Genomic DNA, 12,561 nt, shown 5'->3' with positions numbered 1-12,561 from the left:
CGTTTTTTCGCGCCAGAATTGTCTCAATCCCCTTCTTCTTCAGAATTTCCTCACAATTGTCAGCGACACTCTACGCGTCACACAAGCAATGCGCGGGCGCCATGCCTGCACCGCAGCGGTTTCGCCGCTGATAAGGAGAAGAAGATGAAATTTGCAATTTTTGCCGCTTTGCTGACCTGCCTGTCGCCGTTGGCGATCCACAACGTTCAGGCTGCCGGGGCCACCATTAACCTGGCGCCGGGCGTGACGCTGCATTTGGGAGACCGCGATCGTCGCGGTTATTACTGGGACGGCGGCCGCTGGCGCGAGCCGCGCTGGTGGCACGATCGCTATCAGTATAATAATCATCGCTGGTGGCGTCATGAAGAGTGGCGACGTCAGCAGCAGTGGGAGCGCGAACGCCGCTGGCATGAGCGCGATCGACGCCACCACTGGCGTGAGGCGCAGCGCCATCACGATCGCCACGATCGTCATGACCACCACCACCACCATTAAAAAAGCCCTGTTAAGCATGGGATGATAACGCAGTCTGGGGCCGATCAGAAGCTGGCGGTCCTCGCGCCGCTGACGCGGTCCCTTCACGTCATTCGTCTGCCTGACGGACCGGTGGGGATGGAACATCCCTGTTCCAGCCCCACCTTTCGCCCGCATCCCTGCGGGCTCTCCTGCCAGACTCACTCTGTTCAGCGCTGCGAAATGCCCGCCCCTGAGCGGCCCCAGCCTCCTGGCCAGCTTTTGTGTGCGCTGCTGGAAAAGAACAGCAGCGTTTCTACTGCTACAAAGGGCACCCTGTCTGAGGCCACCGCACCTCCTCTGCTGTAGAGGGCTATTCGCAGCGCTGAGGCGGAAACGTTGTGCCAGGAGCCTGTCGCAGGGAGGCGACAGGCAGTTCGGGTAGGCCTGGATGGCCGTACCCGAACGGTCCGTCCGGCACGACGTTGCAGCCGAAGGCACCGCGCAGCGGCGCGAGGACGGCCCGGCAGCAGAGGAGGTGCAGTGGCCCGCACCAGCATGCTCACACGCCTATAAGAAAAGGCCGCCATTTAGAGAAAATAGCGGCCTTACCTGACAAGCATTACGAACGAACCGGGCGTTTTTCTTTTTACAGACCGAGCACTTCGCCGACCAGCAAATAGCCGTTCAGCGCCACCACCAGCACCACGATGGCGCGTCCGGCGTTCTGCATCAGGCGTGAATTGACCATCTCGCCCATGATGGCGCGGTTGCCGGTAAAAGAGAGCAGCGGCACTAGCGCCAGCGCAATACCGAAGCTGAGCAGCACCTGGCTCATCACCAGAATGCGCGTCGGATCCCAGCCCGCCAAAATCACGATAAACGAAGGCAGCATGGTCACCAGTCGGCGCACCCACAGCGGAATATGAAAGCGAATAAAGCCCTGCATCACCACCTGACCGGCCAGCGTGCCCACCACGGTCGAGGAGAGACCCGCCGCCACCAGGCTGAGACCGAACACCGTCGCCGCCGCATGACCGAGCAGCGGCGTCAGCGTCAGGTAGGCCTGGTCGAGTTCGGCGATGCCGCTGTGGCCGCTAAAGTGAAACGCGGCGGCGGCAGTCGCCATCATCGCCAGGTTAACAAAGCCTGCGATGGTCATGGCGATCGCCACATCCAGCTTCGTTGAGGAGTAGCGCTGGCTTTTATTGCCGCTCTCACCACCCTGAGTCAGCGCCGAATGGAGATAGATAACGTGCGGCATAATGGTCGCGCCCAGCACGCCCGCCGCCAGGAACACCGCATCCGACGTCGGCAATGAAGGCAGCGCCATGCCGGTCACCAGCTCGCTGACTTTCGGCTGGGAAAAGAACAGCTCGACGATATAGGCCGCCGCAACAAACAGCAGCAGGCCGCCAATCACCAGCTCCAGCGGCTTCTGGCCGCGGCTCTGCAGCATCAGGATCAGAAAGGTTGCCACGCCGGTCAGCACCGCGCCCTGCAACAGCGAGATGCCGAGCAGCAGCTTAAAGCCGAGCGCCGCGCCGATAAACTCCGCCAGGTCGGTCGCCATGGCGATAATTTCCGCCTGAACCCAGTAGAACCAGACCGCCGGACGCGGAAAGCGATCGCGGATATGTTCCGCCAGGTTTTTACCGGTGGCGATGCCGAGCTTAGCGGACATCAGCTGAATGATCATCGCCATGATATTGGCCCAGACCACTACCCACAGCAGCTTATAGCCGTAGGCGGCGCCCGCCTGGATATTGGTGGCGAAGTTGCCGGGATCGATATAGCCGATCGCGGCGATAAACGCCGGACCCAGCAGCGCGAGCTTGATTTTTCTGGCTCCGCGAGCGGCGCGCTCGGCGGTACGACTCTCAAACATAATTCTCTACCTGTCTGAACGCGTGTTAACCCTGCCAGATTATGGCCTGATCGCGGCAAGTGAAATGAGGTTATCGTTATCGCTGTAATAGATACTGCTATAAAGTATAGCCATTGCTATACCTTGCGGTAAAGCGAGACTTGCTAAAAAATGTGCAACATCGCTTACCCTACACGGTGGACAGTTTATAGACAATAAATTTGTGGGTATTTGCTGTGAACGTTTTGTGAACAGGCTGTGACTGATAAGAGTTTTCTGAGAAAAGGGGTGATAGCGAATCCTTATAATGTGGATTTGATCTCGTTTTTAAGTAACGCGTTACATAGAATACGCAGCAAATTACAACCCTCCTCAAATCTGGAGCAAGCATGTCCCATATTTTGCACTTCCTTTTAGCACTGGTGGTGGTAGGCGTGCTGGCGTTACTCGTCAGCCACGACCGTAAAAGTATTCGTATTCGCTACATTGTCCAGCTTCTGGTCATTGAAGTGCTGCTGGCGTGGTTCTTCCTGAATTCCGAGGCTGGGCTCGGGTTCGTTAAAGGCTTCGCCGGACTGTTCGACCATCTTCTCAAGTATGCCGGCGAAGGCACCAACTTCGTGTTCGGCAATATGAACGACAAAGGCCTCGCCTCCTTCTTCCTTAACGTGCTCTGCCCGATCGTTTTTATCTCCGCTCTGATCGGCATCCTGCAGCACTTCCGCATTCTGCCATGGGTGATCCGCGGCATCGGCACCGTGCTGTCGAAAGTCAACGGCATGGGCAAGCTGGAATCCTTTAACGCCGTCAGCTCTCTGATTCTGGGACAGTCAGAAAACTTTATCGCCTATAAGGATATCCTCGGCAAAATGTCGCAGCGCCGCATGTACACCATGGCCGCAACCGCGATGTCCACCGTATCCATGTCGATCGTCGGCGCCTATATGACCATGCTGCAGCCGAAATATGTGGTCGCCGCGCTGGTGCTTAATATGTTCAGCACCTTTATTGTGCTGTCGCTGATTAACCCTTACCGCGTCGACAGCGAAGAAGATCTGCAGCTGCAGGATATTCACAAAGGCCAGAGCTTCTTTGAGATGCTGGGCGAATATATCCTTGCTGGTTTCCGCGTGGCGATTATTGTCGCGGCGATGCTGATCGGCTTTATTGCGCTGATTTCCGGCCTGAACGCCCTGTTCGATTTTATCTTCGGCATCAGCTTCCAGGGCGTGCTGGGCTACGTCTTCTATCCGTTCGCCTGGGTGATGGGCGTGCCGGCGCACGAAGCGCTGCAGGTCGGCAGCATTATGGCCACCAAGCTGGTTTCCAACGAGTTCGTGGCGATGATGGATCTGCAGAAGCTGGCGGGCCAGCTGTCGCCACACTCAGAGGGCATCCTGTCGGTGTTCCTGGTCTCCTTCGCTAACTTCTCCTCTATCGGTATTGTGGCGGGCGCCATCAAGGGTCTGAACGAAGAGCAGGGCAACGTGGTGTCGCGCTTCGGCCTGAAGCTGCTCTACGGCTCAACGCTGGTCAGCGTGCTCTCCGCTGCGATTGCCGGGCTGGTACTGGCATTCTGATGAAAAAGGGCGAGACAGGTTCTCGCCCTTCTTCTTAATTATTCCTGCTTGTTATAACGCCTGCCGCGCCCTCTCAGCCGCGCCGCGCCGCCCTTCCCCATATCCCGCAAATCCTTTGCACAATATCGAATTTCATCTCACGCTCGCTGCCCCGTAGTTTTTTCATTACTTAACATCGGGAGAAGCGTATGAGCATTCAATTCCTTGGCATGATCGGTCACCGCCTGGCCTCTGAAATCATTCCGGCCAGCGGGCCGCTGTTCGATAAAAACTACATTGCTGATTTCGCCCGCGCCCATGAAGCGGCGGGGTTTGACCGCATTCTGGTGGGCTACTGGTCCGATCAACCCGACGGCTTTTTAGTCACGGCGCACGCCGCCGCCCATACCTCACGCATTAAATTTCTGCTGGCGCATCGCCCTGGCTTCGTCGCGCCGACGCTGGCCGCGCGCAAGCTGGCGTCGCTCGATCACCTCACCGACGGGCGTCTGGCGGTGCATATCATCAGCGGCGGCAGCGACAGCGAGCAGCGCCGCGACGGCGACTTCCTCAGCAAAGCGGAACGCTATGCCCGCACCGACGAATTTCTCAGCGTGCTGAATAACAGCCTGACCGCCACGGAGGCGTACGACCATCAGGGCGACTTCTATCGCGCTGAACGGGCCTTTTCCGCCATTAAACCGCTGCAAAGCAAGCTGCCGGTCTACTTCGGCGGATCCTCGCCAGAGGCGATCGAGGTCGCCGCGCGCCACGCCGACGTCTTCGCGCTGTGGGGAGAACCGTTGCAGGGCGCGGCGGAAACCGTGCAAACCGTGCGCGCCGCCGCGGCGAAACGGGGCCGCGACATCAAATTCAACATCTCCTTCCGCCCGATTATCGGCAAAACCGAGAAAGAGGCCTGGGAGCGCGCAGAACATATCTATGAAACGGCGCAAAAGCAGCTGGCCGAGTCGGGCTACACCTTCGGCCTGCCCAAGCCGCAGAGCGTGGGCGCCCAGCGCCTGCTGGCGGCGGCCAACGAAAGCGACCGCCACGATAAAGTGCTGTGGACCGGCGTGGCGAAGCTGGTGAGCGGCGGCTACAACTCCACTGCGCTGGTCGGCACCGCGGACCAGGTCTCTGACGCGCTGCTGGACTACTACCACCTTGGCATCGACAGCGTGCTGATCCGCGGCTTCGATCCGCTGAACGACGCCGTAGAGTATGGCCGCGAACTGCTGCCGCTAACGCGTGAGAAAGTCGCGGCGCTGAGCCGCGGCAAAAGGAGCGCCTGATGCGTCTGGCCGCTCTGTTCGCCGGCGTCGCGCTGGCGCTCACGCTTAATTCCGCCTTTGCTGCCGAAAAAGTGACGCTGCGTCTCGGCGATGTCAAAGGGGATCGCTTCGCCTCGCTGAAAGCCTCTGGCGAGCTGGATAACCTGCCCTATGAGCTGAAGCTCACCGCATTCGACTCCGGCGCGCCGGTGCAGGAGGCGCTGAACGCGGGCGCGCTGGACCTCGGCTTTACCGGCGATCTGCCTTTTCTGTTCGTTTATGCCGCCGGCGCGCCGGTAAAAGCGGTCGGTGCGTGGCAGAACAATCCCGACAGCATCGCGCTGCTGACGCGTCCCGATGCCGGTATCCATCGCCTGCAGGATCTGAAAGGCAAGCAGATCGCCGTCAATCGCGGCGGCTGGGGACACTATCTGATCCTCGGCCTGCTGGAGCGCGCCGGGCTGAAGCCCGATGAGGTGACGCTGCGCTTTCTCGGCCCGGTGGACGGCCGCGCGGCGCTGACCTCCGGCGCGGTCTCTGCCTGGGCGCCGTGGGAACCCTATATCGCTACCTCAACCCAGGTTGACGGCACGGTGCGCGTGCCGCAGGGCGGCGGCAGCGGCATTATGTCCGGCTACTCCTATGCGCTGGCGCGCAAAGAGGCGCTGGCCGATACGGAAAAACGCAAGGCGATCGCCGATCTGCTGACGCGACTGGCGAAGGCGCAGGTCTGGGCGGCGCAGCATCCAGAGCCGTTCGCGCAGGCGCTGGGCAAGTCGCTCAATATGCCGACCGCCATTACGCGCAGCTGGATCGCCGACGCGCGCATTCGCCCGCTGGTGTTCGATCCCTCGCTTATCGCGACGCTGCAAAAATCCGCCGACTTCTTCCATCGCTATCAGGTGCTGCCCAAAGCGGTCGACGTCAGCGGCGCCTTTGACTTCAGCCTGGCGGGCGGCGCCAATCAGGTGGCGCAGCACTATAAGGAGAATAAATCGTGAGCGAACCTCAACACTATCGCCTGCGCGATTTTGTCGCGCAGCTCGCCGCGCTGCTGGATCAGCAGCCGGATGAGGCCGTGATCCTGGAGCGCGGCAGCGAACTGCTGCGGCCGCTGCTGCAGCATGACGACTGGCTGGATGACGCGTTTGCCCAGCCGCACCCGCAGCACTATCAGCAGTATCTGCTGTATGCCGACGCGCAGCAGCGCTTCTCGGTGGTGAGCTTTGTCTGGGGACCCGGCCAGCAAACCCCGGTGCACGATCATCGCGTCTGGGGCTTGATCGGCATGCTGCGCGGCGCGGAAGTGTCGCAGGGCTTCAGGCTGGATAACGGCGGGCTGGTGGCGGACGGCGCGCCGGTTCGCCTGGAGCCGGGCCATATCGACGCGGTCTCGCCGCGCGTTGGCGATATTCATCGCGTCAGCAACGCCTTCGACGATCGCGTCTCCCTCAGCATTCACGTCTACGGCGCCAATATCGGCGCGGTGTCGCGCGCGGTCTATGGCGAAGACGGCAGCGAAAAACCCTTTATCTCTGGCTACAGCAGCCGCTACTTACCTAACATCTGGGATCTTTCACATGGCTAAACATTTTCCTCTGCGCGACGCCGCAGAGATCCAGCAGGCGCTGCGCCAGCAGCAGGAAGTGGCGCTGGTCGACGTGCGCGATGAAGCGCGCTATGCGCAAGGGCATCCGCTGTTCGCGGTCAATATTCCACTCTCTAAGCTGGAGCTGGAGTGGCTGGATCGCATTCCGCGCCGCGACACGCCGGTAACGCTGTACGACAACGGCGAGGGCCTGGCGCAGGCGGCGGCGGAACGCGCGGCCGCCTGGGGCTACAGCGATATCGCCTTGCTAAAGAGCGATTTGGCGGGCTGGCGGGCAGCGGGCGGCGAGCTGTTTATCGATGTGAACTCGCCGAGCAAAGCGTTTGGCGAGCTGGTGGAGCATCATAACCAGACGCCGTCGCTGGCGGCCGAGCAGGTCGACGCGCTGCTGCGCGACAAGGCGGACGTGGTGGTGCTCGACGCGCGCCGCTTTGATGAATATCACACCATGTCGATTCCCGGCGGCATCAGCGTGCCGGGCGGTGAGCTGCTGCTGCGCGTGCGCGATATCGCGCCCTCGCCCGATACCACGGTGATCGTCAACTGTGCAGGCCGTACGCGCAGCATTATCGGCACCCAGTCGCTGGTCAACGCCGGCATCCGCAATCCGGTTTATGCGCTGCGCAACGGCACCATCGGCTGGACGCTGGCGGGTCTGTCGCTTGAGCAGCAGCAGAGCCGCCGCTATGGCGCCACCAGCGAGACCGCGCAGCGCCATGCCGTGGCGCAGGCGCGTCAGGTGGCCGATCGCGCCGGCGTGGCGCGCATCGACGCCGCGACGCTGGCGCGCTGGCAGCAGGAGGCGCGCACCACCTATCTGTTCGACGTGCGCGACGCCGAGGAGTACGCCGCTGGCCATCTACCGGGCAGCCGTCACGTGCCGGGCGGCCAGCTGGTGCAGGAGACTGACCACTACGCCAGCGTGCGCGGCGCGCGCATCGTGCTGGTGGATAACGACGGCGTGCGCGCCAGCATGACCGCCTCCTGGCTGGCGCAGATGGGCTGGGACGTTGCGGTGCTTGACGGCCTGCAGCCGCGCGACTTTAGCGCGACAGGCGGCTGGTCGGCGCAGGTGCCCGCCTCGCCGCGCGCCGAGACGGTTTCGCCGCAGCAGCTGAGCGACTGGCTAAAACAGGGCGATACCCAGGTGCTGGACTTCACCACGCGCGCCAACCACGTCGCCAGCCATATTCCTGGCGCCGCCTGGCTGCTGCGCTCGACGCTGCAGCAGCAGGGCCTGGCCGCGCTGCCCGCAGCGGAACGCTATGTGCTGACCTGCGGCAGCAGCCTGTTAGCGGGCTATGCGGTAGAACAGGTTGCGGCGCTGACCGGCAAGCCGGTTTATCTGCTGGCGGGCGGCAACAGCGCCTGGCGCAACGCCGGACTGCCGACGCAAGCCGGTGATGAGCAGCTGCTGTCGCCCGCTATCGATCGCTATCGCCGCCCGTATGAAGGCACCGATATCGATGCGGCGACGATGCAGGCCTATCTTGACTGGGAATTTGGTCTGGTGGCGCAGCTGGATCGCGACGGCACGCACGGCTTTCGCGTGCTGCAGCCGGAGACGCAGCGCGTAACGGCGTAAACGTGCGAAAAAGGGGCGGCAGCGATGTCGCGCTTTTTTTGCGGCAGAACCAGGATTTTGAAAGGTGCCTGAGAAATCAGGACTTAGAGAATGGTGGAGATAAGCGGGATCGAACCGCTGACCTCTTGCATGCCATGCAAGCGCTCTCCCAGCTGAGCTATACCCCCACATCTGGAATCGTTTTTTCAGTGCCAAATCGTTGGGATGCGATTTGGTGGAGCTAAGCGGGATCGAACCGCTGACCTCCTGCATGCCATGCAGGCGCTCTCCCAGCTGAGCTATAGCCCCGAACCGAAAAAACCGTCGGATGTTCTCGACGGACGGCATAATATGAAACCCCTTTCGGAGTGTCAACGTCAAATACTCAAAAGGCGGTTCGATCGCTGAAAAAGGCGGCAACTCGCGGAGTGCGCTGTTTTTAAGCTGCTTTTATTGCCAGCGACGCGCGCCGCCGACGCGTGCCTGGGTTATTCGCCTGCGTCGACTTTTTTAAGGTTAAATTACGGTTACATAGCCTTTAGGATTTTTCTTGTTTTCCGTTAAAAGCCGTGTAAAACTTAGCCGGCTAACTAACGTGGACATCGCTGCCCACGCCTTTTTACAACACCATCCCTGTCACAACTATCAATAATATTCGAGATACTATGTCGCTGCATTCACCTAAAGAGATCGCCCAACTGGCGATTCAGGCTGGCGTCACTAAAAGCCGCGCCTCCATTCCCACTTTATTAATTCTTGGCTTTATGGCGGGCGCCTTTATCGCCACCGGCTTCCTGCTTGACCTGCACGTTATCAACTCGCTGCCGGCGGACTGGGGCTCGTTTGGCGGCCTGCTGGGCGCGGCGGTTTTCCCGGTCGGTTTGATCCTGACCGTGCTGGCGGGCGGCGAACTGCTGACCGGCAACATGATGACCATGCCGGTCGCCTGGTTCGCGCGTCGCATCAGCGGCTTTGCCGTGCTGCGCAACTGGTTCTGGGTCACTATCGCCAACTTTATCGGCAGCCTGGCTATCGCCTGGTTCTTCGGCCATATGCTCGGCATGACGGAAGGCGACTACCTGAAGAAGACCGTCGCTATCGCCAGCGCGAAAGTGCACGCGGACTTCCTGCACGCCTTTATCTCCGGCATCGGCTGCAACTGGCTGGTCTGCCTGGCGGTGTGGCTGGCGTTCGCCAGTAAAGATGTGGTGGGTAAAATCTTCGGTATGTGGTTCCCGGTTATGGCCTTCGTGGCGATCGGCTTCCAGCACGTCGTCGCCAATATGTTTATCGTGCCAGCGGCCATTTTTGCCGGTCAGCTGAGCTGGGCGGAGTATCTGCCGAATTTCGTCGCCGTGTTCCTGGGTAACGGCGTCGGCGGCGCGGTGTTTGTTGGCCTCGCCTACTTCCTCGCCTTCCGCCCTTCTGCCGAAGCCGTCGGCACCGCGCAGTAATTTTTTTGCCTTTTGTCGCGAGGCAAAAGGCAAATTCCCTCTGTGTTACTTTATCGCGTAACGATTTGCTGTAATATGTAGAACTAATGTATTAAACAGGGACAGCATCGTGAAAAAGGAATGGTTAACCCCCGAAGAACTCGCGAATGAAACGGGTTATAGTCGCCAGACGGTGAACAAATGGATCAAACGTGAGAACTGGACCACGACGCCGAAGCCCGGCGTACAAGGCGGTAAAGCGAGATTGATTCATATTGACGAGCGCGTGAAAAGCTTTATTCAGTCCATGCGCAACCTGAACGAACCCAACGCCTCCTATACTTCGCAACAGCATTCTTTACCTGCGTTACTATTAAGTTCTGTACAGCAAATGACGCAGAACGAGCAGGATCTGCTGGCGGCGATGATTTTGCGCGAGGGAATTAAAGGCGTGCTACAGCGGCTGGGGATCAGCGAAGAATAAAGAAAACCGGAAGCATCGCGCTTCCGGTTTTTGTTTGTCAGGCCTGCGCCTCGCGCTCCGCGATAAAGGCCAGCGCTTTTTCAATGCGCGCCACGCTGCGGCGCTGTCCAATTGCTTCTACGGTCACGTCCAGGCCAGGCGACTGCCCTGCGCCGGTTACAGCGACGCGCAGCGGCATGCCGACCTTGCCCATCCCAACCTCCAGCTCGTCCGCCGTGCTCTGAATCGCATGGTGCACGTTTTCCGCCGTCCAGTCGGTGATGGCGGCCAGTTTGTCACGCACCACTTCCAGCGGCTGACGCGCCACCGGGCGCAGATGTTTCTTCGCCGCGTCGGCATCGAATGCATCGAACTCTTCATAGAAGTAACGGCAGGAAGCCGCCATCTCTTTCAAGGTCTTGCAGCGTTCGCCCAGCAGTGTCACCAGCTTCGCCAGTTCCGGGCCGGTGCGCGTGTCGATATTCTGCTGTTCAATGTGCCACTGCAGATGGGTCGCCACATATTCCGGCGCCAGGCTGTTAATGTAGTGATGGTTCAGCCACTGCAGCTTTTCCGTGTTGAATGCGCTGGCGGATTTGCTCACGGCGTCCAGCGTAAACAGCTCTTTCATCTCTGGGATGGTGAAGATCTCCTGATCGCCATGGGACCAGCCCAGACGCACCAGGTAGTTGAGCAGCGCTTCCGGCAGGTAGCCGTCGTCGCGATACTGCATCACGCCCACCGCGCCGTGACGCTTGGAGAGTTTTTTGCCGTCGTCGCCGAGGATCATCGAGACGTGCGCGTACACCGGCACCTGCGCGCCAATCGCCTTGAGGATGTTGATCTGGCGCGGCGTGTTGTTGATATGGTCTTCGCCGCGGATCACGTGGGTGATGCCCATGTCCCAGTCATCGACGACGACGCAGAAGTTATAGGTGGGCGAACCGTCGGTGCGGCGGATAATCAGGTCGTCGAGTTCCTGGTTGCTGAACTCGATGGGGCCGCGGATCTGGTCGTCGAAAATGACTGAGCCTTCCTGCGGGTTGCGGAAGCGCACCACGCACGGCTCATCCGCCGCGTGATGCTCGTGGCTGTCGCGGCAGCGGCCGTCGTAACGCGGCTTTTCGCCGTTGGCCATTTGGGTTTCGCGCAGCTGCTCCAGACGCTCTTTCGAGCAGTAACATTTATAGGCGGTGCCGGCGTCCAGCATCTCGTCAATGACCGCGTTGTAGCGATCGAAGCGTTTGGTCTGGTAGTACGGGCCTTCGTCCCAGTCCAGGCTCAGCCAGTTCATGCCATCCATAATGGCTTCGATAGCTTCCGGCGTCGAACGCTCGAGATCGGTGTCTTCGATGCGCAGGACGAATTCGCCCTGGCTGTGACGAGCGAAGAGCCAGGAGTAAAGCGCGGTACGTGCGCCGCCGACATGCAGGTAGCCGGTTGGGCTGGGCGCGAAGCGAGTTTTGATTTTCATTCAGCAGTGCCTTAGATGCGCGGGTTCGTTGTCTGGATGACAAAAAACGGGTTAGACGCGAAAAACAGTGCGCACATTCTAGCACCTGGCGTTGAATCCTCAATGACTGCGCGTCGGCGCAAAGGGGTAAAGAGGCGGGTTTCTGCTAATAAAACCAGCACATTGGCTAAAAGCAGTGCGGGATGCCTAATTTTGAAGCGAACGCGCATTTTAGTTTTAAAAAGCGTTGACTCACTTCGAAGGATCTCTATAATGCGACTCCACACAGCGGGGGTGATTAGCTCAGTTGGTAGAGCATCTCCCTTACAAGGAGGGGGTCGGCGGTTCGAGCCCGTCATCACCCACCACTCTAAAGGTGGCCCGCAGTGAACAAGAGATAAGATATGGGTGATTAGCTCAGTTGGTAGAGCATCTCCCTTACAAGGAGGGGGTCGGCGGTTCGAGCCCGTCATCACCCACCATATCTTAGTCAGATGACGCTCTTGTTAAGCAGTACCGAAGTGGGTGATTAGCTCAGTTGGTAGAGCATCTCCCTTACAAGGAGGGGGTCGGCGGTTCGAGCCCGTCATCACCCACCACTTCGGGTCGTTAGCTCAGTTGGTAGAGCAGTTGACTTTTAATCAATTGGTCGCAGGTTCGAATCCTGCACGACCCACCAATTCAGAAAAAAGCGCCTTTCAGGCGCTTTTTTCGTTTCTGCGCGCCGTGGGTTAGCGTGCAGGATGAGAACCTGCGCAGGTTCGACTGAATCGCCCGGAACGATTCAGGCTGATGCGCAGCATCACCCGCAGGGCGAGGCCCCGGACGGGCCGAGGCTAATCCTGCACGACCCACCCATTCAGAAAAAAGCGCCTTTCAGGCGCTT

General features: G+C 59.8%; 10 protein-coding genes, 6 tRNA genes and 1 other RNA gene. 13 read left to right on the top strand and 4 right to left on the bottom strand.

The window, feature by feature from the left end; translation table 11 throughout:
* The first annotated feature begins 144 nt into the window (after positions 1-144).
* Positions 145-495, top strand: coding sequence for a DUF2502 domain-containing protein (locus tag MC269_RS05185; RefSeq protein ID WP_239954295.1), 351 nt, complete (start codon positions 145-147; stop codon positions 493-495).
* A gap of 607 nt (positions 496-1,102) precedes the next feature.
* Here the strand turns inward: MC269_RS05185 and MC269_RS05180 are convergent.
* Positions 1,103-2,341 carry an Nramp family divalent metal transporter gene (locus tag MC269_RS05180; RefSeq protein ID WP_239954294.1) on the bottom strand — a complete coding sequence of 413 codons (1,239 nt, stop codon included), beginning with the start codon at positions 2,339-2,341 and terminating at the stop codon, positions 1,103-1,105.
* 368 nt (positions 2,342-2,709) lie between these two features.
* On the opposite strand from MC269_RS05180, the gene MC269_RS05175 reads away from it, so the two are divergent.
* The 5 genes from MC269_RS05175 to MC269_RS05155 all read left to right on the top strand — a co-directional run bounded on the left by MC269_RS05175 (position 2,710) and on the right by MC269_RS05155 (position 8,347).
* Positions 2,710-3,900 carry a NupC/NupG family nucleoside CNT transporter gene (locus tag MC269_RS05175; RefSeq protein WP_239954293.1) on the top strand — a complete coding sequence of 397 codons (1,191 nt, stop codon included), beginning with the start codon at positions 2,710-2,712 and terminating at the stop codon, positions 3,898-3,900.
* A gap of 188 nt (positions 3,901-4,088) precedes the next feature.
* On the top strand, positions 4,089-5,174 hold the full coding sequence (locus tag MC269_RS05170) for an LLM class flavin-dependent oxidoreductase (protein WP_239954292.1): 1,086 nt from the start codon (positions 4,089-4,091) through the stop codon (positions 5,172-5,174).
* On the top strand, positions 5,174-6,154 hold the full coding sequence (locus MC269_RS05165; RefSeq protein ID WP_239954291.1) for an ABC transporter substrate-binding protein: 981 nt from the start codon (positions 5,174-5,176) through the stop codon (positions 6,152-6,154). The genes MC269_RS05170 and MC269_RS05165 overlap by 1 nt, the downstream gene beginning before the upstream one ends.
* Positions 6,151-6,741: a cysteine dioxygenase gene (locus tag MC269_RS05160; protein WP_239954290.1), complete on the top strand. Its 591-nt coding sequence runs from the start codon at positions 6,151-6,153 to the stop codon at positions 6,739-6,741. Before MC269_RS05165 ends, MC269_RS05160 begins: the two co-directional genes overlap by 4 nt.
* Positions 6,734-8,347, top strand: a complete 1,614-nt coding sequence (locus tag MC269_RS05155) for a rhodanese homology domain-containing protein (protein ID WP_239954289.1) — start codon at positions 6,734-6,736, stop codon at positions 8,345-8,347. The genes MC269_RS05160 and MC269_RS05155 overlap by 8 nt, the downstream gene beginning before the upstream one ends.
* Before the next feature lie 91 nt (positions 8,348-8,438).
* On the opposite strand, the gene MC269_RS05150 is transcribed toward MC269_RS05155, so the two are convergent.
* Together MC269_RS05150 and MC269_RS05145 are read right to left on the bottom strand one after the other, a co-directional pair.
* A tRNA-Ala gene (locus MC269_RS05150) sits at positions 8,439-8,514 on the bottom strand.
* A 45-nt stretch (positions 8,515-8,559) separates the two neighbouring features.
* Positions 8,560-8,635, bottom strand: a tRNA-Ala gene (locus tag MC269_RS05145).
* Between the two features lie 356 nt (positions 8,636-8,991).
* On the opposite strand from MC269_RS05145, the gene MC269_RS05140 reads away from it, so the two are divergent.
* Entirely contained in the window at positions 8,992-9,780 is a 789-nt protein-coding gene (locus tag MC269_RS05140; protein ID WP_033753670.1) for a formate/nitrite transporter family protein, read from the top strand.
* Between the two features lie 109 nt (positions 9,781-9,889).
* Positions 9,890-10,243 carry a YfeC-like transcriptional regulator gene (locus tag MC269_RS05135; protein ID WP_081138244.1) on the top strand — a complete coding sequence of 118 codons (354 nt, stop codon included), beginning with the start codon at positions 9,890-9,892 and terminating at the stop codon, positions 10,241-10,243.
* Between the two features lie 37 nt (positions 10,244-10,280).
* Here MC269_RS05135 and gltX read toward each other — a convergent pair whose 3' ends face one another.
* Complete coding sequence (gene gltX / locus MC269_RS05130) at positions 10,281-11,696, bottom strand: glutamate--tRNA ligase (RefSeq protein WP_239954288.1); 1,416 nt, start codon at positions 11,694-11,696, stop codon at positions 10,281-10,283.
* A gap of 271 nt (positions 11,697-11,967) precedes the next feature.
* Between gltX and MC269_RS05125 the strand changes: the two genes are divergently transcribed.
* From MC269_RS05125 to MC269_RS05105, 5 genes are all read left to right on the top strand, one after another.
* A tRNA-Val gene (locus tag MC269_RS05125) sits at positions 11,968-12,043 on the top strand.
* A gap of 38 nt (positions 12,044-12,081) precedes the next feature.
* A tRNA-Val gene (locus MC269_RS05120) sits at positions 12,082-12,157 on the top strand.
* 41 nt (positions 12,158-12,198) lie between these two features.
* Positions 12,199-12,274, top strand: a tRNA-Val gene (locus MC269_RS05115).
* A 4-nt stretch (positions 12,275-12,278) separates the two neighbouring features.
* Positions 12,279-12,354 (top strand) — tRNA-Lys (locus MC269_RS05110).
* A 43-nt stretch (positions 12,355-12,397) separates the two neighbouring features.
* Positions 12,398-12,532, top strand: a non-coding RNA gene (locus MC269_RS05105) — RtT sRNA.
* Positions 12,533-12,561: the final 29 nt, after the last annotated feature.

It is taken from the genome of Pantoea sp. Z09 (assembly GCF_022394795.1).
Classification (GTDB): domain Bacteria; phylum Pseudomonadota; class Gammaproteobacteria; order Enterobacterales; family Enterobacteriaceae; genus Pantoea; species Pantoea latae.
Note: the sequence above shows the minus strand (reverse complement) of the source record. Positions and strands in the feature narration are given on the sequence as shown.

Coding starts and splice junctions, on each gene's coding strand:
- MC269_RS05185 (WP_239954295.1), top strand. CDS start 145: ATGAAATTTGCAATTTTTGCCGCTTTGCTGACCTGCCTGTCGCCGTTG.
- MC269_RS05180 (WP_239954294.1), bottom strand. CDS start 2,341: ATGTTTGAGAGTCGTACCGCCGAGCGCGCCGCTCGCGGAGCCAGAAAA.
- MC269_RS05175 (WP_239954293.1), top strand. CDS start 2,710: ATGTCCCATATTTTGCACTTCCTTTTAGCACTGGTGGTGGTAGGCGTG.
- MC269_RS05170 (WP_239954292.1), top strand. CDS start 4,089: ATGAGCATTCAATTCCTTGGCATGATCGGTCACCGCCTGGCCTCTGAA.
- MC269_RS05165 (WP_239954291.1), top strand. CDS start 5,174: ATGCGTCTGGCCGCTCTGTTCGCCGGCGTCGCGCTGGCGCTCACGCTT.
- MC269_RS05155 (WP_239954289.1), top strand. CDS start 6,734: ATGGCTAAACATTTTCCTCTGCGCGACGCCGCAGAGATCCAGCAGGCG.
- MC269_RS05140 (WP_033753670.1), top strand. CDS start 8,992: ATGTCGCTGCATTCACCTAAAGAGATCGCCCAACTGGCGATTCAGGCT.
- gltX (WP_239954288.1), bottom strand. CDS start 11,696: ATGAAAATCAAAACTCGCTTCGCGCCCAGCCCAACCGGCTACCTGCAT.